This window comes from Ruminiclostridium herbifermentans, assembly GCF_005473905.2.
Taxonomy (GTDB): Bacteria; Bacillota; Clostridia; order Acetivibrionales; family DSM-1351; genus Ruminiclostridium; species Ruminiclostridium herbifermentans.
Genome location: NZ_CP061336.1, coordinates 1,242,451 through 1,266,846 on the forward strand (window position 1 = coordinate 1,242,451; position 24,396 = coordinate 1,266,846).

The following is a 24,396-nucleotide window of genomic DNA, read 5'->3' on the forward strand; positions in this document are numbered from 1 at the left end:
AATGAACGGATTACGGAGTATTTTTATGAGGGATTTGTCACTTCACATTCTTGATATAGTTCAAAATTCTTTAAAAGCAAATTCAACAATTGTTAAATTACATATTTTCGAAAAGGCTGAGTGCAATAAACTTGGATTAATAATTGAAGATAACGGTATCGGTATGGACAGTGATTTTTTAAAAAAAGTTGATGATCCATTTACAACTACAAGGACCACTAGGAAAATTGGGTTGGGAATACCTATGCTTAAAGAATCTGCACTTAAATGTGAAGGCGAATTCAATATTTGCTCTGAAAAAAATATAGGAACAAAAGTATTTGCTACTTTTTCAATTGACCATATTGACCGACTTCCTATAGGTGACGTTGGAAGCACAATGACTGCATTAATAACTGCAAGTCCGGATACCCATTTTATTTTGCTGGCAGAGAGCGTGAAGGGAACATTTATACTTGATACGGAAGAAATAAAGAAAACCCTTAACGGTGAAGATGGCGGAAGTGAAATGCAAAATTTGATTAGTATAAATGAATTCGCAGTTATACAGTGGTTGAAAGAGTATATTAATGAAGGTTTAAAAAATATTTTTGGAGGTGTACTTAATGAAATCGATAGCTGAATTAGAGGAGATAAGAAAGAAGACTCTTGAAAAAATTTCTCTGAGAACAAATGCTGATGGAATCAGAGTTGTTGTAGGAATGGCTACATGTGGTATTGCGGCAGGTGCTAGACCAGTTATGAATGCATTTGTTGAAGAAATAAATAAAAGAAGTTTAAATAACGTTTCCGTATCTATGACAGGCTGTATTGGTGTATGTAAGCTTGAGCCAGTTGTAGAGGTTATTGACAAAGACGGAAATAAAACTACCTATGTTAAAATGACTGCTGAAAAAGCGGCGAGAGTGGTTGTTGAACATATAGTTAACGGCCAAGTGTGCCTTGACTTGACTATTGGAGCGGTAGAGAAGTAATAAATATATTGTTTATTCCTAAATAATTGTGAGGAGGTTTTAAAAAATGCATTTATATAGAGCACATGTGCTGGTTTGTGCAGGTACTGGTTGTACATCTTCCAACTCAGTAAAAGTAATGGAAGAAATGAACACTTTACTTTTAGCAAACAAATTGGACAAGGAAGTTCAAATAGTTAAAACAGGATGTTTTGGTCTTTGTGCAGAGGGTCCTATTGTTGTAGTGTACCCAGAAGGTGCAATGTATACTAGAGTAGAGGTTTCTGATGTAAAAGAGATAGTAGAAGAGCATTTGCTTAAAGGAAGAATAGTAAAGAGGCTGCTTGCTGGTGAAAAGGAAGCTGAGGATATATCAAAATCACTAGAGGGTGTTGATTTCTTTAAAAGACAAACTCGAATTGCATTAAGAAACTGCGGACTTATTAATCCTGAAAACATAGATGAATATATAGCATTTGACGGTTATAAAGCACTTGAGAAAGTATTAACTGAAATGAAGCCTGAAGAGGTTATTGACGTAATGAAACAATCAGGCTTAAGAGGAAGAGGTGGCGCAGGATTCCCTACAGGCTTAAAATGGAGTTTTGCTGCACAGCAGGTAAATGATGTTAAATATGTATGTTGTAATGCCGATGAAGGTGACCCAGGAGCATTCATGGATAGAAGTGTTCTTGAAGGAGACCCACATTCACTTATTGAAGCGATGGCAATAGCAGGATATGCAATTGGTTCATCACAAGGTTTTGTATATGTAAGAGCAGAGTACCCTATAGCAGTTAAGAGATTACAAATTGCTATTGAGCAAGCTAAAGAATATGGATTACTTGGTGACAATATTCTCGGTACTGGCTTCAAATTTGATTTAGAAATTAGACTTGGTGCGGGAGCATTTGTTTGCGGTGAAGAAACTGCGCTAATGACATCAATTGAAGGTCACAGAGGTGAGCCAAGACCAAGACCTCCATTCCCAGCAGTTAAGGGTCTATGGCAGAAGCCTTCAATATTAAATAACGTTGAAACTTATGCTAATATACCAGTTATTATATTAAAGGGTGCTGAGTGGTTCTCAAGCATCGGAACTGAAAAGAGTAAAGGAACAAAGGTTTTCGCAATTGGTGGTAAGATTAATAATACTGGTCTTGTTGAAGTACCAATGGGTACAACTCTAAGAGAAGTTGTTTATGACATAGGCGGAGGAATTCCAAAGGGTAAGAAATTTAAAGCTGCTCAAATGGGAGGACCTTCAGGCGGATGTGTTCCTGCAGAGCATTTGGATATACCTATTGATTACGATTCATTGCTTTCAATCGGTGCTATGATGGGTTCTGGCGGACTTATTGTTATGGACGAAGATACCTGTATGGTTGATATAGCTAAATTCTTCTTGGAATTTACAGTTGATGAGTCCTGTGGTAAATGTCCTCCATGTAGAATTGGAACTAAGCGTATGCTTGAGATATTGACAAGAATCACTGAAGGAAAAGGTGAAGAAGGAGATATTGAAAAGCTTGAGGAATTAGCAAAGAATATCAAAACTGCTGCATTGTGTGGATTGGGTCAAACAGCTCCAAACCCTATTCTTAGTACAATAAGATACTTTAGAGACGAATATGAGGCACATATTAAAGATAAGAAATGTACAGCAGGTGTTTGTACAGCTATGCTTCAATACACTATTGATGCTGCTAAGTGTAAGAGCTGCGGATTGTGTGCAAAAGTTTGTCCTATGAACTGTATCAGTGGAGAAAAGAAAGTTCCTTACGTTATAGATCAGGCTAAATGTGCAAAATGCGGTGCTTGTGTGGAAAAATGTCCATTCAAAGCTATTTCAAAAATATAAGGGAGGAGAGTGTAAAAATGGCAACAGTAAATATTACAATAGATAGCAAAAAACTTCAAGTTGAACAAGGTTTAACTATTTTAGAGGCAGCTAGACAGGCTAATATAAAAATACCAACACTTTGCTTCCTAAAAGATATAAACGAAGTAGGCGCTTGCAGAATGTGCCTTGTTGAGATAAAGGGAGCAAGAACTCTTCAAGCTTCATGTGTATATCCTGTATCAGAAGGCTTAGAAATATATACTCAAAGTCCAAGCGTTAGAGAAGCAAGGAAGGTTACTTTAGAACTTATTTTATCAAATCATGATAAAAAGTGCTTAACATGTGTTAGAAGCAAAAATTGTGAATTACAAACTCTTGCTGAAGAGTTAAACATTAAAGAACTCAGATTTGAGGGTGAAACAAATAACTATCCATTAGATGATTTCTCACCTTCAATTGTAAGAGATCAGAATAAATGTATTCTTTGCAGACGCTGTGTAAGTGTATGTAAAGATGTGCAGACTGTTAATGTTATAAGTGCTACTGAAAGAGGTTTCAAATCAGCTATAGGCTGTGCATTTGATTTATCCTTGGCAGATGTTCCATGTACTAATTGCGGACAGTGTATAAGTGTTTGTCCTGTTGGAGCATTAAGAGAAAAGGACGATACAGATAAGGTTTGGAAGGCTTTAGCAAATCCAGAACTTCATGTAGTAGTTCAGACTGCTCCTGCTGTTAGAGTTGCAATTGGTGAAGAATTTGGCTTACCAATAGGAACTAGATGCACAGGAAAAATGGTTGCAGCATTAAGTAAATTAGGTTTTGCTAAGGTATTTGACACAGATACTGCTGCTGACTTAACAATAATGGAAGAGGGAACAGAACTCCTCAATAGAATTCAAAATGGCGGAAAGCTTCCTGTTATAACATCATGTAGTCCAGGATGGATTAAATTCTGTGAGCACAACTACCCAGAATTCCTAGACAATCTTTCTTCATGTAAGTCACCTCATGAAATGTTTGGTGCTGTATTAAAATCATATTATGCTGAGAAGATGGGAATTGATCCAGCAAAAATATTTGTTGTTTCAATAATGCCATGTACTGCTAAGAAATATGAGGCTGCAAGACCTGAATTATCTGCTAATGGCTTAGCTGATGTTGATGTTGTTCTTACAACTAGAGAAGCTGCTAAAATGATAAAAGAGGCTGGTATTGACTTTAATAATCTTGAAGATAGAGAATTTGACGATCCTATGGGTGAAGCAACTGGTGCAGCTGTAATATTCGGTGCAACTGGTGGTGTTATGGAAGCCGCTCTTAGAACTGTTGCTGAGATTTTAGAGGGTAAATCTCTAGACAATATTGAATATACTGCTGTTAGAGGTACAGAAGGAATCAAGGAAGCCACAGTTGAGTTTGGCGGGAAGAAAATTAAGGCTGCAGTTGCAAATGGTTTAGGTAATGCTAGAAAGCTTCTTGATAGCATGAAGGATGGAGCAGAATATGATTTCGTTGAAATTATGGCTTGCCCAGGTGGATGTGTAAATGGTGGCGGACAGCCTATACAGCCATCTTCTGTTAGAAGCTGGACTGATTTGAGAGCTGAGAGAGCAAAGGCTATATATGAAGAAGATGCAAGCTTACCAATCAGAAAGTCCCATGAAAATCCAATTGTAAAGAAGATGTATGAAGAGTATTTTGAGAAACCAGGAAGCCACAAGGCACATGAGTTATTGCATACTCATTATACAGCTAGAGCCAATTATCCAGAAAAATAGTCTTTTTGGTTAGTATTATAATACAAAGGTTCTAAGATTCAAGTAAAGCTTTTGCTGTATTTGGATTTTAGAACCTTTTATTGTTTTGATACTTTTCCAAAACCATTTTGCTTTAAAAAACTTAATTTGCATAATGCCAATAACTTGTGGGGTAAAGGTTTTAAAGCGTAAATGACGTAAGTAAAGGAAAATAGTTAGTTAAAATTTGCTTTAAAGTACTATGTAAGAAAAATAGAATTATATATTTAGAGTGTTTTTTATGTGTTTATTATATTTTGCTGCAAAATCAAAAACACACTTATCTATATACTTTCCTACTAAAAATCTATATAATATACTTAGCATTTATAAAAATGCAATATAACTATTATTTAAGAGGGTATATGTACTATGTATGGAATAAAAAATGCAATAGTTCTTTCATTGTCTGTTAGCTTGATTTTATCAATGACCTCATGTGCTTTGCAAAAATCAGAAACTGATTCTCAAGCAACAGCAACACAAAGTACAAGTGCTGCTACAACGGGGGTTAATCAAACTGTGGAACAACTTGTTAGTGAAAATATTCATGTTAATCAAATAGGTTATTTTAGTTCAGACAAAAAAATCGCTGTTATTAATGGACAGTATAGTTCGTTCAATGTGGTTGATGCTACTAATAATAAAGTAGTTTTGACGAAAAATCTTGATGGAAAGGTTAAGGATGACTCCAGTGGAGATACGGTATGTTATGCTGATTTTTCGGAAATTACCAGTGCAGGACAATACTACATATCAATACCAGAGTTAGGTAAGTCCTACACTTTTAAAATAGGTGATAAGAGTATATACACGGGAATTGCCGATGGAATGTTAAAGGCATTATATTTGCAGCGCTGTGGGATTGAGTTAGATAGCAATCATGCAGGTGAATATACACATGGAGCCTGTCACAAATCTATGGCCAAAATATATGGTAGTGACGATAAAGAAATAGATGTTAGCGGAGGCTGGCATGATGCTGGTGATTATGGACGATATGTCGTTCCAGCAGCAGTTACAGCGGCTGATTTGTTGATGGCATATGAGTTTTATCCAAATAGCTTTACTGATAATACAAATATTCCTGAAAGTTCAAACAACATACCAGATATACTTGATGAAGCTAAGTATGGTATTGATTGGATGTTAAAAATGCAGGATAAATTATCAGGAGGCGTTTATCACAAGGTAACGGCGATGGGGTTTCCCGATATGACCTTAATGCCAGATATTGATGTGGATGATATGTATGTAATGCCTATATCTACGACTGCAACAGCTGACTTTGCTGCAGTAACTGCTATGGCTGCAAGAATATATAAGGATATAAATTCTGGATTTTCCAATAGCTGCTTAAATGCATCACTGAAGGCATGGACATGGCTTGAGAATAATTCTAAATTTGTTGAGTTTAAAAATCCTTCTGATATATTAACTGGTGAATATGGTGATAATTCAGGCTCAGATGAAATAGCTTGGGCTGCTGCAGAACTTTTTAGAACTACAGGAGAAAAAAAGTATGGTGATTATTTTGTTAAAAATTTTCACTCAAATGGATTTGGACTTGGCTGGCAGAATGTTAGTGGTTATGCCGCAATAGCATATATGTTTTGTGATTCAGATAAGATTGATTTAAAGAAATCTGAAGAAATAAGAAAGAGTTGGATAGAAAAAGCTGATATGTTTGTAGATACTGCAAAAAAAGACGGGTATTTTCTTGCAATGCACAAGCTGGAGTATACATGGGGAAGCAATATGAATGTTGCCAACCATGCTAAACATTTGCTGGTGGCTGATAGGCTCAGCAATAATGAAGAATATACTGAAACAGCGAAAAATGCGGCACACTATTTAATGGGCAGAAATACGCTCAGCCAATGTTATATAACAGGCTTTGGTTCTAAGCAAGTTATGCAGCCTCATCACAGACCTTCTTTAGGTGATACAGTAAAACAGCCTGTACCTGGTTTAGTTGTTGGCGGCCCTAATTCTACATTAGATGATAGTGTATCAAAATCTAAGCTATCAGGACTTGCTCCTGCAAAATGCTATATTGATGATATGTCATCCTATGGAACCAATGAGGTTGCAACATATTGGAATTCGCCAGCAATATTCGTTTTTGGATATTTAAATCAGCAAAGGTAATATAGGAGGTATTAATTTGGCAAAGCAAGTTTGGAAACCATCTACCATGTTAAATCCTGTACCTGCTGTAATGGTATCTTGTGCAGATAAAAATGGTAAACCCAATATAATTACATTAGCATGGGCAGGTACAATAAATTCTAATCCTCCTATGGTATCAATATCAATAAGAAAAGAACGTTATTCTCACGCACTAATAAAAGAGACAGGCCAATTTGTAATTAATTTAACCACAAAAGAACTTGCCTTTGCTACAGATTTTTGTGGTGTGAAATCAGGCAGAGATCTTGATAAATTTGAAGCCATGAAGCTGACACCTGAAAAGGCTTCTATTGTAAGTGCTCCTATGATAAAAGAAAGCCCTTCAAATTTGGAATGTATTGTAAAGCAGGTCATAGAACTTGGTTCTCATGATATGTTTATTGCTGAAGTTGTTGCAACCAATGTGAAGGAAGAACTGCTTGACGATAAGGGAAAGCTAGATTTGAAAAAAGCTGACTTGATTTGTTATTCTCATGGTGAATATTTTTCTCTTTCAAAGCCGTTAGGTTTTTTCGGATATTCGGTTACAAAGAGGAAGAATTTAAAGAGGACAGACTTGGTGAGGAAGAGTAGGGGTAGAAAGAGGAAGTAGAAAGAGGAGTGCTTTTGGGAGGTTGGCATGTTTAATAAGATAATAAGTTTTTTGTTGCTATTAATTATGTCAGTTTTAGGTACATCCAGTTCTGTAGATTATAGTAGCTATAGGGAGGCTAGTAGCATGGAAACTGAAATAGATTTAGTGAAGAAGTTCGAAGAGATAGCTAAGACATCAATAAAAATTGATTTTGATGCGGTTAATAATCTTGAGTTGCCAATAGGAGCCTCAAAGTTTGGAGGAAAGCCTGATTTACCTAAGGGATTTGATTGGTACTATTATACAGGAGAAAATTATGAGGGTATTACTGAAGAAAGACCTCTAAGCTTCTTAGCTCAAATTAATTGTGAAGAAGTTAAAAAATATGATAAGGATAATTTATTACCAGAAAAGGGTATCATTTATTTCTTCTATGAATTATCAACTATGACTTGGGGATTTGATCCCAAGGATAAAGGAAGCGCAAGAGTTTATTATTTTAACAGAAATTTATCAGAGTTGTCAAGAACAGATTTTCCAGTTGATATGGAAGCTGAATTTAGGCTGCCTGAAATTAAATTGAATTTTTCTGAGAAGTATGATTTGCCAGATTATGAGGAGTTTTCAGAGTTATATAATTATAGCAATTGGGATGTATATGATGAAGAAAGAGTTTTGTCAGGCTATGAACCGGAGGAGACAATAAGTAAATTGTTAGGTTATGCTGACATTATTCAAAACTCAATGCTTCTAGAATGTGAAAAGGTTACGAATGGCATTTATTGTGGTAGTAGCACAGATGTTGAATCCCAAAAATTAAAGGAGATGCATGAAAATAGTGAACAGTGGCAGCTGCTTTTTCAACTGGATACTGTTACAAAGGGTAGTTTTGAATTAATGTTTGGAGATTGCGGTCGTATATATTTCTACATAAAGAAAGATGATTTGAAAAATTGTAATTTTGATAACTGTTGGCTGATTTTGCAGTGTTATTAGATATTTAAGCTGAATTATTTGAGATTCATAATAGGCACTTTTGATGGGTAATACTTACAACTAAGTTATCTAATGGATGGTAGAATTGTATTTATTCAGTAAGCTTGTTCCATGCTACCTTATAAAATTATTTAAGGAGTATTTTCAACTGCGGAGTTTGAGTCAATAGCATATATGATAAATACGAGGATTTTCTTATGAAGAATATAATAGTTTTAAATGTAAAGTTTAAGTTTGGTGAAATAGAAGATGTGATACATCCTATTATTTTAATGGATGATACTGAAATGATACTTGTGGATTGTGGATATACAGGGGCTTTATCTGCTATTGAAGAGGCTATAAAAGCAGAAAATCTAGATTGTAATAGGCTTACAAAAATATTAATTACACATCATGACCATGACCATATGGGTGCTTTGGCAGATTTCAAAGCTAAATATCCCAATATAAAGGTTGTTGCAAGTAAATTGGAGGCACCATATATTTCAGGAGAAAAGGTATCATTAAGGCTAAAACAGGCAGAAGCTTTGCAAGAAACCTTAAGCGATGAGCAGAAGCCGTTTGGGCTGGCTTTTTGCAAGGTCTTGAAGGCTGTTAAGCCAGCTAAAGTAGATATAATTGTAAATGATGGTGACACTATGGACTGGTGCGGGGGCTGTGAAATAGTCGGCACACCGGGTCACACTCCAGGGCATATATCATTGTATTTAAGGAAGCATAGAACAATAATAACTGGTGATGCTGCTGCATTAGAGAATAATCAGTTAGTTATAGCAAATCCTCAATTTACACTGGATATAGAAAATTCAAACAAATCTATTTCAAAAATATTAGGCTATGAGGCAAATACATATATTTGTTATCATGGTGGGGTATATAGAAAAGTTGAGGAGAGGGCTTAAAGAAAGGGCTTGAGATATGTTATTTAAGTCGAAAACAAAGATATTGGCTAGTATGTATTTATTAGTGATAGTCTTGTTTGTTGCTTCATGTGATAATAGCAATAACATATTAGTTCAAGCGGGGATGAATACCCAGAAAGAGAGCTCTTCAAGTTCTTCACATTCGATAGAGGAACAATTAGAGTTATCCCATAAGGATATTTTAGAAAGTGATATCGAAAAAGAGTTTAATGACAAGAATAAAAAGGTTATTACTACACCTGAGGAATACGAGGCGTCAAAGCTGCCATTATTAGCAGCTATACCAGAGAAGGAAATATATCTATATGACACGAAAGATGGTCAAGTAATATTAAGCATTGGTGGAAATAAAAGTTATTATGATTGGATATGCTTAACACCAAGGTTTATCCTTCCACAAATGCAGCTGGGAGATTTTGATAAAGATGGGCTTGATGAACTTTCCGTTATTTTATATACTGACTCAGGTACAGGCGTTTCAATACAGGAATTACATATTATCGAATTGTCCAATGTTAACATATCTTTAGAGAACCAATCAGAAAATAAAAAGACAGAAGACTATAAAGACCATATGTTTAGCGCTGACGATTATATAAGTCAGTTAAAGGATAAAATTTCTTTTAAAACTTATCTTGATTCAGGTCAATTGATGGGAAAAATCAGTATTGACACTAAATCATATACTGTAAGCCTTAAGGAATTTCAAACCGATGAGTATGGAAAAATCAGTTCAGAATTGTATTTTGCAAGTATAGTCTCATTTACATGTGAAAATAACAAATTAAAATCTGAATTTGGTGTGGGTATCATTTGCGAAAACGTACCACAAGCTTGCTACATAGGTAAAATCAGTGCTGATGTGGAATATAACGAAGGAAAATTTGAACTAATGAATTTTAGTTTTACAGAAGAGTGGTAGTGGTGATGTTGCTAGAATTGGATATATTGAAACGCAAAAGTTATTATTATAGAAATCATTTAAACGAAACGTTTGCGGTATAAATTGTTTGTAAAATATTTTTATTAATTTGATATGGTATAAGTGAAACATATGAGATGCTGTTGTGGAAATGGCGTCTTTTTTGTTGCTTTCAAATAAAAGGTTATTTGTAAATATATGTAAAATAGGTTGGGTGTAAACTATACAATTGGGAAAAATGATATATATTGGGAGGGATTTTGGGTTTGGTGTAGAATAGTTACATTGCAGATTGTGCCGAATTTGAGATTCCGACCATGGTGGTACATCTGCCAAATGATGATAAACCATACAATGTATAGGACTGGATAGAATCAAGAAAATGGCTGAAAAGGCTGAACAGCTTGGAGTCAATGTAGCACAAGAAAATTTAAAGAATTTTAATAATTTGTCTTTTATGTTACAGCAAGTAGATTCCCAACGTATTGGATTTTGCTATGACTGTTGCCATCACTATAAATATTATCCGAGCTTTGATCTTTTATCCATGTACGGCTCACGTTTGGTGGCATTACATTTACATGATTATAATGGAAACACCTTACATCAGTTACCTTTTGACGGTACAATTGACTGGCCTGCTGCAATGAAAAAGCTCGCAGATACGGGTTATTCAGGTGCAACTGCAATAGAGGCTATGAATTGGAGTTATAAGGAACTGGAAGATGAGGAATTTTTTATACAAAGCATTTGAAAGAGCTAAAAGGCTTGAAGCATTAAGATTCACCAAATAATAAAAAACAGACAAACCTCAACTACTATCCATATTTCAGGAGCTAGATATAATGCGAACAGAACAAGAAATGTTTGATTTGATACTTAATATTGCAAAAGCCGACGAGCGCATTCGAGCAGTTTATATGAATGGTTCTCGAGTTAATCCTAATGTAAAAAAGGATAAATATCAGGATTTTGATATTGTTTATGTTGTAACTGAAACAGCACCTTTCTTAAAAGACAAGAGTTGGATATTGAATTTTGGGGATATTGCAATGGTACAGGAGCCAGATTCAAATGATTTAGGCTGGGGGCAAAGTGCAGACTATAGCCGTTCTTATTGTTGGCTAATGCTATTCAAGGATGGCAATCGTATTGATTTACATATACAAATCATAGAAGCCATGTATGAGAAGTATCTAGCAGATAGTTTAACTATTCCTCTTTTAGATAAGGATAATATTTTGCCCACTATTCCATCACCAAACGATACAGGGTATTGGATAAAGAAACCAACCAAGACCCAATATGACTCTTGCTGCAATGAGTTTTGGTGGTGTCTAAATAATGTTGCGAAAGGTATTGTACGTGACCAGCTTCCTTATGCAATGCGAATGTATCATGAAACTGTTCATGCAGAACTTGATAAAATGCTTGAGTGGTATATTGGCATAAATACAAATTTCACAGTTACAACAGGCATGTGGGGCAAATATTTTAAAGAATATCTGCCTTATGAGTTATATGAATTATATACAAAAACATATACAAATTTTGAAAATTTATGGTCAGCAATTTTCGCATCATGTGAACTTTTCCGCACAACTGCATCTTTTGTGGGCAATTACTTTGAATATGAGTATAATCAAAGTGATGATGACAATATGATGGAATATTTGCTTAAGATGAAAAATAATGAATTATAACAGAAAGAGCATTCTGCGTAATAGAAAAACGAATAAGAGAGAATAGTAATTTAAGAAGAAAAAAGATATTATTTTTTTGATATATTTAATCAAAACTTTAAGGCAAGACTTTAAGGCAAAACTTAAAAGCAAAACAAATCCATAATGGCAAGGAGTTAAATATAATGAGAGTTGCAGCAAGTTGAAGCAGGAAAGCTAAATACTTAGTTTGCTAACTTAGTAAGATAAGCAGTATGGGCATTCTTTATCTTTATTTCACTAAAACAAAAAGTATTAGAAATTCATTATTAATAAATAAATGAGTAGTAATTAGATTATCAATAGATTCTTATGATAATGATATGATTTGATGGGTTTGATATAGTAATATTGGAATTAAGGAATTGGTAAACTGATTTACATACATTTTAAGGAGGTCTAACATGAAATTTATACAGAAATTATGTTTTTCCGGTGAGGCAAAGGAAGCAATAGAGCTATATAAGAGGGCTTTTGGCTGTACGGTAAGGAGTTTATTATATTATTCTGATGCTGTGAAAAATGGCTGGGAACAACCAAATGCGGAAAAAGAACCACTCATTTATCATTCAGAGATTATGTTTGGTGAGCAAGAGGTTAGAATTAATGATTTGTCCGACCAAGAGGAAGTGATTCTAACCAAAAAAGTGTTTTATGCTGTTGGGTTTGATACAGCAGAAGAGGTTGAAAAGGCTTTTTCTGTACTTAGCGAGGGAGGAGAAGTAATAAAACCGCTGGAAAGGCCACCTTACATGGTGATAATTGGTACTGTGAAGGATCGTTTCGGGGTTCACTGGGAACTAATGTGTGACTTTTAAATTAATTTTAGAGAATAAGCAACAAATTCTAAGTTATAGGGTTGGAAACCTTGGATCATTCTTAGCAGGCTATTTTTTGTTTTGAAGGATTTATAAGGTGAGAAGTCTTTAAAATAGGGTCGTAAGTAAAGATGAGGATGAGAAAAAATCTATTAGTTTAGAATAAGTTTACTACATATTTTTAGTCGAAGTAAAGTTATAGGTATGCATAATAATGAATTCTAAGCGAATGAAAAATATTAATATAATTGAGGATAGGCTGCTATTAATATGGCTAAGACTAGAAAAAAACATAAAATAAGACTACAAAAATAATACATAAAAATAAGACATTAAGGATTTTGAAGTCAATTTTATATGCTGGTGCTACATGTGGAATAATTTTATTATATCCAGTTAAGGAGTATAGTCCCGATTATAGTGAAGTTAAAAAGGTTTTTTTGTATTAGCAGCTAGCGAGCGATCCGGATAATGTTGTTGCTTATATAGCGGCATTTATAGTAGGTGTTGCATTATTTATTTCTATTAGTTTCATAAGACAGCAAAAGTAATTTTATCTTTAAACTCGAAGAATTTTCCATTATAATATACTATGCTACTGGTAAAAATGTGGTTAATAGTACATTGATTGCCGATATAATCAGTTAAATAAAGCCCTAAGCCGATAGAATTTTATTAATTTGACAATAAAATTTTTTGATAAGTCCCTGCGCCGATAGACTTTTATGTGCAATAATTGATTAATTTGTCAATAAACTATTTATAAATTTCTGTACCGATGACTTTTGCGCAATTGGCTAAATAGTAAGGATGAAATTATAGGAGTGAATAATATATTATGAAAAATATTATGAAGCATTGTATTTTGGTGGTTACTTTATTGTATTTATCACTTTTTTTAGTTAGCTGTAGTACTGCTAATGAGGCTGGCTCAGAGCCTAGTAAAAGCGGGGCAAGTATGTCCAGTCAAACAGCAACTCAAAAAAAGTCTACAGTTACTATAAATTGCTACTATGAAGAGCCTGCAGGCTTTAGTGATAAAAATGCTATAAAAATAGAACGTGAATTAAAAAATGACTTTGTTGAAGTAATTATTCAAGGTAAGGTTAAGGAATTTGAATATATTGAGGTAGAATTTGACGCTGATAAAAATGAGTTTTTAGAAAAGGGATTAAAAGCTAAATATAGCAGTCTGGATAATAAAACTGTATATATACAAACAAACTTGCCTGAGGGAATACCTTCTGAAATGATAAGGTGGAAGAGTGAAAAAGGCAAAGAATACGAATATATAATTAGGGACTATGGCTTGGTTGACAAAGAAAACATGCAGCAGATATTTACTATGGAATAATAAGTCGAACAAGGGCTAGATTTGACATGCTAACCTAATGTATAATATTGATGAAAATATTTGTACTAATAACATTTTTATATCACTTTAGAGGCATGCACAATACACTAAAGCTTATAATGTTAAAATTCAAATATTAATATTCAAATAATAAAAAATCATTAGAAGCTTAACAATGGACTTGCCTTTATTTTGAAAAGGGGGAGCTAAATGTTAACATGTTCAAAAAAAAGCAGTAATTTGTTGAGAAAAGTGGGGGTTTTTGTTTCAATTATTTCAGTTTTTATGCTATCTTTAACAGCATGTGTTGGAGATAATGGAAAAGCAAAAAGTTCTGAGTTGGTTATTGGAACAACTACACCTATAGATGATTCGGGGTTATTGGACTACTTGTCTCCAATCATTAAAGAAGAAACTGGACTAAGCATAAAAGTCATATCTAATGATGCTGAACAGACAATAAAATCAGGTGAAGCTGGAGAGGCAGATGTACTTCTGATAAATGATAAAAATTTAGAAGAGAAATTTGTATCTGATGGCTATGGCTTAAATAGAATCGAACTTCCAAGTAACTACTTTGTTATTTTAGGGCCTGCAAATGATCCTGCGGGAATATCAAGCCTTAAAGGTAGTGCTGCGGAAGCTTTCAAGAAGATTGCAGACAGCAAGTCACTATTTTATTCGGCAGAAAAAGATTCTATAGTTAATAAAAAGGAAATGAAGCTTTGGCAGGCAAATAATATAACACCAGAAGGAGACTGGTACAGTTCAAAGGATAAAGACCTTGAAACAGTAATTTATTTAGCTAATAATGAGAATGCATATACACTTGCAAATAGGACTACATACTCGTCAGTTAAAGACTATATAGACTTACAGATTGTAATGGACACTGCTGATGATTTAAATAGTAAATATACTATTTTAACTATAAATCCTGACAAAGTAAAAGGTGTTAATAAAGTAGCGGCTGATCAATTTGTAGGCTGGATGACATCACAAAGAGCTTATAAATTGATTGGTGAGTATGTTGAATAAAAGTTGAAGCACTCAAGATGGCTTATTAAACAGTGTTGGGATATAAAATTTCTTAAAGGTGATATGGAGTGTAAAATGGCTCATAATATTTATATAATATTATGGGCTTTTTATTTACGTAAAAACATTGGCTTAGCAGTTTGTGATGTAAAAATCTATAGCTGATTTTTAACAGTGTTGGTGTGAGTAACCTTCAAACTTAACTATTGTCTCATATCACCTTGCGCTTTCGAGGATTATTCTTACGGAGGTGAAAGCTTCAAACCCATCTATTGGCCAATATTACTGGATAATTAGCTTGATGGTAATTTACTCAATTAATTTATTAGTTCTCCTTGCATTTTGTACATTCAATTATACGATTTAATATTGTAAAAACCGTTAGGCTTTTAGTTAAACAAAAATAATTATAAAAGGCGTTTACTGTTATTTTCACATCAAAAACTCTTTCTTTTAGTTGAAAAGAAATAATTATAAAAGAGAGTTTTATTTATCTAAAATAGGGTAAATTATATATTATAATGAAAAAACTTATAATGGAGAAACTAGAATACTATAAGTTAGTAATTCAACTTTCACAGTTGAAAAATCGTAGGTGTTAAACTTATCAGTTAAACTTATCAATGGAAAGTTGAATTACTAACTCAAATTTCAGATGAAAAGTAAGCTATGCTCAAGATAATGGCTAGTTGTATAGCAATCAATTTATTATATGAAAAAATTACTTTTATATGATAATGCTTCCACATATGATATTAGGCTTAAGAAGTATATTCAATTTTAGATAATGTTCGAAAGAATTTATTATATATTAGATTTGATTTTATAAGTTGCATAAACTATAAATCCTTTGGAGTTTTTAGGGGAATATTAATAGCATAAAATGATACTATAGTTTAAAGAAGGAGACGAGATTATGAAAATTTTGGATTCATTAAAGGAAAGAAGAACTTATTACAATATTAATAAACAATTACCTGTAGATGAAATAAAGGTATTTGACCTAGTTAAACAGGCTACCGAATTAGTTCCCGATTCATTTAATATGAAGAGTTCAAGAGTTATTGTTGTAACAGGGGAAAAGCAAGATAAGCTATGGGATAATATTTATGATACATTCGAAGGGATGGTTGCAAGAGAAAAAATAGATAGTTTTAAAAATGGTTACGGAACAATACTTTATTTTTACGACCAAAATGTTGTCAAAGGCTTGCAGGAGCAATATTCGATATATGCAGACAGGTTTCCAGAGTGGGCTTCTCAATCCTCTGGAATGCTTCAAATAAGCATATGGAGTGGTTTGAGAGAATTAGGGATTGGTGCTTCACTTCAGCACTATAATCCAGTAATTGATGAAATGGTTAAAAAAATGTTTGATTTACCAGACAGCTATATACTAAATGCACAGATGCCTTTTGGTGGAATTGGGGCACAGCCTGAACCAAAGCCAGCAGAAGATATTTCAAAGAGAGTAAAGATAGTAAAATAAATACTAAAATAGATGTATTAAAATAAATTATTCGATAATGCTTGAAAACTCCTTTTGGTTAATATTAAATTCTTAACCAGAAGGAGTTTTACTATATTTTAGATAATGAATTAAAATTGTTTTAATGTTAGGCTGGCTTATCACATTGCTTCGTGGAAAGTCCTAGAAATTACTTCTAGCTGCTGTTCACGGGTCAATTTGATAAAGTGTACTGCGTAGCCTGATACTCTTACAGTAAGCGAACTATATTTAAGCGGCTCTGCCATAGCATTTTCTAGTGTTGCTTTGTCAAGAACATTTACATTTATGTGGTGGCCGCTGCTCATCATATAACCATCAATTATTGCTGCCAAATTTCTGATTTTTGTATCTTCATCTTTGCCTAATGCAGCAGGTATAATTGAGGCTGTTAGCGAAATACCATCACGGCAGCTGTTGTAAGGTATTTTTGCAACAGAACTAAGCAGGGCCAATATTCCTGATTTATCTCTGTTGTGCATAGGATTGGCTCCTGGTGCAAATGGCTCACCTTTTTTTCTGCCGTCTGGTGTAGCACCAGTCTTTTTTCCATATACAACATTTGAGGTTATTGTTAATACTGACAGCGTATGTGTTGCATTACGGTAAGTAGGATGTGACTTTAAACTGTTATAAAAGCTTTCAACAACTTCTTTTGCAATGCTGTCAACTCTATCATCATTATTGCCAAACTGAGGATATGGAAGTTCAGTTTCAAAGTCTGTAATAATGCCTCTTTCATCTCTAATTACTTTCACTCTTGAATGCTTTATTGCACTAAGAGAATCAACAAATACAGAAAGACCAGAAATACCAAAGGCCATTAGCCTGTTTACATCAGTATCGTGCAAAGCCATCATAAGGCGTTCATATGCGTATTTGTCATGCATATAATGAATTACGTTCATTGTATTTACATACAGGCCTGTAAGCCAATCCTGCATCTTTAGAAAATTGCTCATTACTTTGTCGTATTCAAGGTATTCTCCTTCATAAGGTTCAATTTCAGGTGCAACCTGTGTACCCGATATTTCGTCTTTTCCGCCGTTCAGAGATAATAGCAGAAGCTTAGCAAGATTACATCTTGCACCAAAAAACTGCATATCCTTTCCTAATCGCATTGCAGATACACAGCAGGCAATACCGTAGTCATCACCATATAAAGGCTGCATTAAATCATCATTTTCATATTGAATTGCACTTGTTTTTATAGACATTTTTGAACAGAACTGCTTAAATGGCTCAGGCAGCTTTGTTGACCATAAAATAGTAAGGTTTGGCTCTGGAGCAGCACCAAGATTATTTAGAGTCTGCAAGAACCTATAGGAAGTCTTTGTAACCATATGCCTTCCATCAGAACTCATTCCGCCTATTGACTCAGTTAGCCATACTGGATCGCCTGCAAAAAGTTCATTATATGATTTTGTCCTTAAATGCCTTATTAATCTAAGCTTTATAACAAACTGGTCAATTAATTCCTGAGCATCTAGTTCAGTTAAAATATTATTTTTAATATCTTTTTCTATATAAATATCAAAAAATGTATTGAGTCTGCCTAAAGAATTTGCTGCACCATTAGTTTCTTTCATAGCACCCAAAAATGCAAGGTAAGTCCATTGAATAGCTTCAAAAGCATTAGCAGCTGGACGTCTCAAATCAAAGCCGTAGGAACTTCCCATTACTGCGAGATCATTCAATGAAGCTATTTGGTCGCTGACTTCTTGTCTAAGTCTTATTATTTCTTCACTCATTTCAGTTGAGATAGCAGCTAGATCCTTTTTCTTTTCTTCTATTAATATGTCAATGCCATATAAAGCAACTCTTCTGTAGTCACCAATTATTCTGCCTCTTCCGTAAGCATCGGGCAAGCCAGTGATAATTCCGCTTTTTCTAGCTTTGCGCATTTCTTCTGAGTATGCACTAAAAACGCCATCGTTATGGGTTTTAATATTTTTAAAAGCATTGTCAATTTCAGGAGCAGGTGAAACACCAAACTCTTGACAAGCTTGCTTGGTCATTCTATATCCTGTATTTGGAACTAAGGCCCTTTTTAAAGGTGCATCAGTTTGTAAACCTTTTATTACTTCATAAGCTTCATCTATATATCCTGGCTTATGGCTTGTTATACCAGATACAGTTGAAGTATCTATATCTAGAATACCGCCTTTTAAATGTTCTTCTACCAAGAGGCTTTTGCAAGAGTTCCAAAGATATTTTGTTTTAAAACTTGAACCAACAAGAAAGCTAGCATCTCCATCATAGGGTGAATAATTTGTCTGAATAAAGTCTTGAACATCAATAGAATTTTGCCATTTTCCTGGCTTAAAATCAGTGATATTTAGATTCATGTTTTTTGCCTCCCTAAAAAGATATTATTTCATTTGCCAAGGGAATTTATTTTGTAACATGCAAAATAAAAGCCACCTGGGCAATATTGGTGCCCAGGCGGCCGGCTTTTAAAAGTTATACTCCCATGTGGTAATCTCCACTTCCGCCAGTTGTATAACAGTTTTTTTATCAAGTTATTATAGTATTAGTATAAAAATAAAAATTGAATAAGTCAATGGTAAAAAATTATATATTTTTTAAACAAGTAAAACATGATTTTTTATTAAAAAGTCACTAGACAAGTTAGAAACCTATCTAGTGACTTATAAATTTATCGATTAACTCAAAATTCGGAGTTTAGATTACTGCTTATTATTTTGTTGCTAAAACTTTCTTTAGCTTAGCAAATCTTGGTAAGCCATTTTCCATTGGAGGAGCAGATTCACCTTGAATTAATGGTAATGCATAATCAATAAATTGTTGATTTAGACCGTTACCAGCTTCGTTAATCCATTCTCTTGGAACTTTCTTCTCTGTGTTTGCAACATCAGTTAGGTTTAAGAGTGCTATTTCACACTTATATTCTGAACCTTCTGCTCTCTTGAAGCCAACCATCTTGTCAGTCATACCTTCAACAGCATATCTAACTGCCATCTGTCCTGACATATAGGATTCATTAACATCGTTTAAAGAACCACAGTGAGCAGCACATCTCTGAAGTAAGCTGAACTCTATTCCACGAACCTTAGCGCCAGTCTTTTCCTTAACGATATTAGCTAAAGTAGCAGCAAGACCACCTAATTGAGCATGTCCGAAGGAGTCTTTTTGCTTAGCTAAATCTGAACCGTATTCAGAAATATACTTGCCATTTTTGTCTTTGATACCTTCTGATACAGCAACGATACAGTTACCGTTCTTCTTGTATATAGCTGTGCAATCTGCCAAGAATTGATCCATATCAAACTCAACTTCTGGTAGATAGATTAGGTCAGGACCTTGTCCCTTATATGAAGCTAATGCAGTAGCAGCAGTTAACCAACCAGCATTTCTACCCATACATTCTAGTATTGTTATCATACCAGTGTTATAAACTCTTGCATCATGGTATACTTCCATAGTTGAAGTAGCGATATATTTAGCAGCACTTGCGAAACCAGGGCAGTGATCTGTTCCAAAAAGATCGTTGTCTATAGTCTTTGGAACTCCCATTACTCTACATTCATAGCCAACCTTTTGCATGTACTTGCTAACTTTGTTACAAGTATCCATTGAGTCATTTCCGCCGTTGTAGAAGAAATATCTGATGTTATATTTCTTGAATACTTCAACAATTCTCTTATAATCAGTTTCGTCTTCTTCTGCTGATTTTAGCTTGTAACGAACTGAACCAAGAGCAGAAGAAGGAGTAGTCTTTAATAACTCAAGTTCATAAGGATCTTCTTTGCTCATGTCATAGAATTGTTCATCAAGGATACCCTTGATACCGTGAGCTGCACCATATACTGCTGTTATAGCTTCTTGCTTTAATGCTTCTTGGAATACTCCAGCAGCACTAGCGTTAATTACTGAAGTTGGTCCACCTGACTGCCCAAAAATAGCAGCACCTTTTAAAACTGTCATTATAATAGCCTCCTATATATATATTAATTTTTAACTTATACGTTGTTTTATCAATCCCCAAATTAGAGATTAATATTATCATACGCAACCAAACTAAAATATATCATAAGCAGTAATAAAAATCAATTATGCTTTCTAATGTTTGACAAAAATATATCAAAATTTTCCTTGATTTTAAGCCTAATTTTGCATAAAATAGTAGTAGCAAATTTTGAATTACCTTATTGCTGTTAAATTAATAATAATGACAAGCAGTAAATTTTTATAAAAAGGTAAAATAATATTTAAAGGAGCGCTTAAAATGGCATTAGTTACTTCAACAGAAATGTTTAAAAAGGCTTATGAAGGCGGATACGCTATCGGAGCTTTCAATGTTAATAACATGGAGATAGTACAAGGTATTACTGAAGCAGCAAAAGAAGTTAATGCACCACTTATTCTTCAAGTTTCTTCAGGAGCTAGAAAGTATGCAAATCACACTTATTTAATGAAATTGGTAGAAGCAGCAATCATCGAAACTAACCTTCCTATCTGCTTACACTTAGACCATGGTGATACTTTTGAGTTATGTAAGTCATGTATTGATGGTGGATTTACTTCAGTAATGATAGATGGTTCACACCATTCATTCGAAGACAATATAGCGCTAACAAAGAAGGTTGTTGATTACGCTCATGAAAGAGGCGTAGTTGTAGAAGGTGAGTTGGGAAGACTTGCTGGTATCGAAGATGATGTAAATGTATCAGATGCTGATGCTGCTTACACTGACCCTGCACAGGTTGAGGAATTCGTTACTAAGACTGGTGTTGATTCACTTGCTATTGCAATTGGTACAAGCCATGGTGCATATAAGTTTAAGCCAGGACAAAAACCACAGTTAAGATTTGATATCTTGGAAAAGATTGAACAAAGACTTCCAAACTTCCCAATAGTTCTTCACGGAGCTTCATCAGTTATTCCTGAGTTTGTTGAAATGATTAACAACAATGGCGGGAAAATGCCAGACGCTATTGGTATTCCAGAAGATATGCTCAGAAAAGCTGCTTCAATGGCTGTATGTAAAATCAACATTGACTCAGACTTAAGACTTGCTATGACTGGTTCAATCAGAAAGTACTTTGCTGAAAATCCAAGTCACTTTGACCCAAGACAATACCTTTCACCAGCTAGAGCAGCTATTAAAGAACTTGTTAAGAATAAGATTGTTAATGTTCTTGGCTGCGATGGTAAGGCTTAATAAATAAACAATATTTGATTAAAAACAGCTTCTGAGCAGTAATGTCAGAAGCTGTTTTTTGCTTCTATGTCAATAGTTGGTGCTGAATTGTAAACTGAAATTTTGGTTCAATGTCAAAAGTTGAGGCAGAACAGCAGATTGAAATTTTACTTCTATGCCAATAGTTGGGGTAGAACTGAAAGCTGAAAATTTGGTTTCTATGTCAAAAGTTGAGGCAGAACAGCAGATTGAAATTTTGGTTCAATGTCAAAAGTTGAGATAGAATTGTAAACTGAAATTTTTTGTGGTTAGCGAGCGTTAGACTTATATAAATTTAACTGATATTATCTAATATTAATATACTACGTTATAGTACGTTTCATAATGGTTGATTGAATAGATTAATAATGCTACAATTAATACAAACGTCCGAATTAATACTTAAGGGGGTTAATGATGAATACTTATTTGGATTTACTATTGTATTTTATAATTTACTCTTTTTTAGGATGGATTATGGAAACTGTATTTGCTAGCTTTAAAGAAAAAAAGTTTGTAAACAGGGGCTTTTTATCAGGCTTTTTCTGTCCTATTTACGGCTTTGGAGCTATACTGATAATTCAATCATCAAAATGGCTTAGTGTTGCTATTGAGAATCATGCTGCATCATTATTTGTAAATATATTGTTATCAATTTTTTTAGTTACAGTGTTAGAATATATTACAGGAGCTTTATTAGAGAAGATATTCAACTGCAAATGGTGGGATTACAGCGATAATGCTGCACATATTAAGGGATATATCTGCATCAAATATTCTATATTATGGGGTCTGCTTGCAATTTTATTAGTACAGATTGTGCATCCTGTTGTTACCCAAATAGTTTATTTAATACCAGTAACAACAAAAGGAACTATGGCTTTGCTATTTCTTATCTATGTGATGATAGATACAAGAAAATCAGTAATAGATGCATTAAGTTTAAGAAAGGTTATTTTAAATTACTCTAGTATATCAATTAATAAATATTATCAATATATTTTGAAATATAAAAGATTTTTTATAGCCTTTCCTAACTTGCTGATTTTAAATGCTGGTCTTGTTAACCATAATATAAGGAGTATCATAAATGATAGAATTGTTAAAATCAAAACTGAACTTAGAAGTAGATTCCAGTAGTTTTGAAGAATATAAAAGCTGCATTTGCGAACTGACAGAGAATACAAAAATAAATCTTATGGATAATTTTATACAACATAGTAATGTAACGTGTTTAGAACATAGTATTTACGTGTCATATATAAGTTTTTTAGTTTGCAAAAGGTTGAAACTTGATTATTCTTCGGCAGCAAGGGGAGGCTTACTCCATGATTTTTTCTTATATGATTGGCATAAAGCAAAGCAGGAGAGAGGATTACATGGATTTACTCACCCATATACAGCATTAAAAAATGCAAATGAAAACTTTAATTTAAATGATTTGGAAAAAGATATTATTGTTAAGCACATGTGGCCTTTAACAATAAGACTGCCTAAATATAAGGAATCATTTGTTGTTGCATTTGTAGATAAATATTGTGCATTAATGGAAATTTTGAAAATTGGGTTTAGTACTAACGTTTTGAAATTACTGGTAAAGTAGGCTTAATTCTCAAGCTATTATTTTGATAAAAAACATTAATAGTTCTACCGCACAATATTTTTTGTGTGATAAGTTTCAGTTGTTAATTATTATTTTATAAACTTGGAGGAAAATATGGATAAAGAAGTTCAAAGCATGGACCAAACTGAAAATTTGAACCAATCTAAAAAAATTCTTAATGCTGCATTTAAATGCATATCTTCAAAAGGTTATGCAAATGTATCCTTACGCAATATTGCAGATGAAGCAGGTGTAGTATTAAGTCAGCTAAACTATTATTATAAAAATAAAGAAGGATTATTCGTAGAAGTAGTAAAAACGCTAGCTCAAAAGTATATTAATGAAATTGAAGATACCTTAGCAAAAGGCAAATCAGAAAAGGAAAGGATAATGTCATTAATAGGGTATTTTCAAAAAACAATGAGGAAAGACTCTGGATTATTTAGAATTCTTTTTGATTTAACAAGTATGTCTCTTTGGTCTGCTCCATTAAAAGAACTTCTTAACAATCTTGTCAATAATATAACTGCTTTAATTGAAAAATATATATTTATTGGCTTTGAACAAAAAGATAAAGATAAAAGCTATTCTACTGAGACATTGTCAAGAATAGTATTCGGCGCACTGTTTGGTACTTCAGCTCAGGTGATGCTTGCTAATGGGGATAATGACATAATTGATTCATTATCTGCAATAGAAGTGTTTTTTAATTAGAATAATTAATCAACTTTAGCACATATATTGTCTATTGTTACAGGATAATTAATTAATGCTTTATATTTTCATTCGTCAAACTGTTATTTGCTTTAGTGAGAAATTTGCGCATACTCATTTGCAATAAATGACAAAAAGAGTGTATCTGCTTGGAATTAATACAATAAATTGACTATAAATGTTTTTAGATTTATAATAAAAATGTATTAATTTGCAGTAAAAGAGATTTTGT

21 protein-coding genes and 1 riboswitch are annotated in these 24,396 nt (G+C 33.6%); of the genes, 19 read left to right on the forward strand and 2 right to left on the reverse strand.

Annotation, left to right across the window (positions count from 1 at the left end; genetic code table 11):
* Positions 1-25: 25 nt before the first annotated feature.
* The 15 genes from EHE19_RS05430 (at position 26) to EHE19_RS05500 (ending at position 16,626) form a co-directional block, all read left to right on the forward strand.
* Entirely contained in the window at positions 26-622 is a 597-nt protein-coding gene (locus EHE19_RS05430) for an ATP-binding protein (RefSeq protein WP_137698427.1), read from the forward strand.
* The gene (locus tag EHE19_RS05435) at positions 606-974 is read left to right on the forward strand and encodes a (2Fe-2S) ferredoxin domain-containing protein (RefSeq protein WP_137698428.1); all 369 of its coding nucleotides are present in this window, start codon (positions 606-608) and stop codon (positions 972-974) included. Before EHE19_RS05430 ends, EHE19_RS05435 begins: the two co-directional genes overlap by 17 nt.
* A gap of 46 nt (positions 975-1,020) precedes the next feature.
* Positions 1,021-2,814, forward strand: coding sequence for an NADH-quinone oxidoreductase subunit NuoF (gene nuoF / locus EHE19_RS05440; RefSeq protein WP_137698429.1), 1,794 nt, complete (start codon positions 1,021-1,023; stop codon positions 2,812-2,814).
* A gap of 17 nt (positions 2,815-2,831) precedes the next feature.
* Positions 2,832-4,577, forward strand: coding sequence for an NADH-dependent [FeFe] hydrogenase, group A6 (locus EHE19_RS05445; RefSeq protein WP_137698430.1), 1,746 nt, complete (start codon positions 2,832-2,834; stop codon positions 4,575-4,577).
* A gap of 390 nt (positions 4,578-4,967) precedes the next feature.
* Complete coding sequence (locus EHE19_RS05450) at positions 4,968-6,746, forward strand: glycoside hydrolase family 9 protein (protein WP_137698431.1); 1,779 nt, start codon at positions 4,968-4,970, stop codon at positions 6,744-6,746.
* 16 nt (positions 6,747-6,762) lie between these two features.
* Positions 6,763-7,380, forward strand: a complete 618-nt coding sequence (locus tag EHE19_RS05455) for a flavin reductase family protein (RefSeq protein WP_137698432.1) — start codon at positions 6,763-6,765, stop codon at positions 7,378-7,380.
* 27 nt (positions 7,381-7,407) lie between these two features.
* On the forward strand, positions 7,408-8,358 hold the full coding sequence (locus EHE19_RS05460; RefSeq protein WP_137698433.1) for a YwqG family protein: 951 nt from the start codon (positions 7,408-7,410) through the stop codon (positions 8,356-8,358).
* 197 nt (positions 8,359-8,555) lie between these two features.
* Positions 8,556-9,263, forward strand: coding sequence for an MBL fold metallo-hydrolase (locus tag EHE19_RS05465; protein ID WP_137698434.1), 708 nt, complete (start codon positions 8,556-8,558; stop codon positions 9,261-9,263).
* A gap of 16 nt (positions 9,264-9,279) precedes the next feature.
* Positions 9,280-10,206 (forward strand): hypothetical protein, encoded by a 927-nt coding sequence (locus EHE19_RS05470; RefSeq protein WP_137698435.1) that lies wholly within the window; start codon positions 9,280-9,282, stop codon positions 10,204-10,206.
* A 382-nt stretch (positions 10,207-10,588) separates the two neighbouring features.
* Positions 10,589-10,960: a sugar phosphate isomerase/epimerase family protein gene (locus EHE19_RS05475; protein ID WP_244648334.1), complete on the forward strand. Its 372-nt coding sequence runs from the start codon at positions 10,589-10,591 to the stop codon at positions 10,958-10,960.
* 91 nt (positions 10,961-11,051) lie between these two features.
* Complete coding sequence (locus EHE19_RS05480) at positions 11,052-11,909, forward strand: aminoglycoside 6-adenylyltransferase (protein ID WP_137698436.1); 858 nt, start codon at positions 11,052-11,054, stop codon at positions 11,907-11,909.
* Positions 11,910-12,331: 422 nt separating this feature from the next.
* Complete coding sequence (locus EHE19_RS05485) at positions 12,332-12,745, forward strand: VOC family protein (RefSeq protein ID WP_137698437.1); 414 nt, start codon at positions 12,332-12,334, stop codon at positions 12,743-12,745.
* Between the two features lie 838 nt (positions 12,746-13,583).
* On the forward strand, positions 13,584-14,099 hold the full coding sequence (locus tag EHE19_RS05490) for a hypothetical protein (RefSeq protein ID WP_137698438.1): 516 nt from the start codon (positions 13,584-13,586) through the stop codon (positions 14,097-14,099).
* Positions 14,100-14,309: 210 nt separating this feature from the next.
* The gene (locus tag EHE19_RS05495; RefSeq protein WP_137698439.1) at positions 14,310-15,137 is read left to right on the forward strand and encodes an ABC transporter substrate-binding protein; all 828 of its coding nucleotides are present in this window, start codon (positions 14,310-14,312) and stop codon (positions 15,135-15,137) included.
* A gap of 916 nt (positions 15,138-16,053) precedes the next feature.
* Positions 16,054-16,626 (forward strand): nitroreductase family protein, encoded by a 573-nt coding sequence (locus tag EHE19_RS05500; RefSeq protein ID WP_137698440.1) that lies wholly within the window; start codon positions 16,054-16,056, stop codon positions 16,624-16,626.
* 140 nt (positions 16,627-16,766) lie between these two features.
* Here the strand turns inward: EHE19_RS05500 and pflB are convergent, their stop codons facing one another.
* A complete protein-coding gene (gene pflB / locus EHE19_RS05505) occupies positions 16,767-18,992 on the reverse strand; it encodes a formate C-acetyltransferase (protein ID WP_137698441.1) in 2,226 nt (741 codons plus the stop codon).
* An 84-nt stretch (positions 18,993-19,076) separates the two neighbouring features.
* A riboswitch (ZMP/ZTP riboswitch) is annotated at positions 19,077-19,156 on the reverse strand.
* A 188-nt stretch (positions 19,157-19,344) separates the two neighbouring features.
* Complete coding sequence (locus tag EHE19_RS05510) at positions 19,345-20,592, reverse strand: 6-phosphofructokinase (protein WP_137698442.1); 1,248 nt, start codon at positions 20,590-20,592, stop codon at positions 19,345-19,347.
* Between the two features lie 301 nt (positions 20,593-20,893).
* Between EHE19_RS05510 and fba the strand changes: the two genes are divergently transcribed.
* The 4 genes from fba to EHE19_RS05530 all read left to right on the forward strand — a co-directional run bounded on the left by fba (position 20,894) and on the right by EHE19_RS05530 (position 24,164).
* Complete coding sequence (fba, locus tag EHE19_RS05515; RefSeq protein WP_137698443.1) at positions 20,894-21,829, forward strand: class II fructose-1,6-bisphosphate aldolase; 936 nt, start codon at positions 20,894-20,896, stop codon at positions 21,827-21,829.
* Between the two features lie 435 nt (positions 21,830-22,264).
* Entirely contained in the window at positions 22,265-22,987 is a 723-nt protein-coding gene (locus EHE19_RS05520) for a putative ABC transporter permease (RefSeq protein WP_137698444.1), read from the forward strand.
* Positions 22,938-23,450, forward strand: a complete 513-nt coding sequence (locus tag EHE19_RS05525) for an HD domain-containing protein (protein WP_137698445.1) — start codon at positions 22,938-22,940, stop codon at positions 23,448-23,450. Before EHE19_RS05520 ends, EHE19_RS05525 begins: the two co-directional genes overlap by 50 nt.
* 114 nt (positions 23,451-23,564) lie before the next feature.
* Positions 23,565-24,164 carry a TetR/AcrR family transcriptional regulator gene (locus tag EHE19_RS05530; protein WP_244648335.1) on the forward strand — a complete coding sequence of 200 codons (600 nt, stop codon included), beginning with the start codon at positions 23,565-23,567 and terminating at the stop codon, positions 24,162-24,164.
* Positions 24,165-24,396 lie beyond the last annotated feature (232 nt).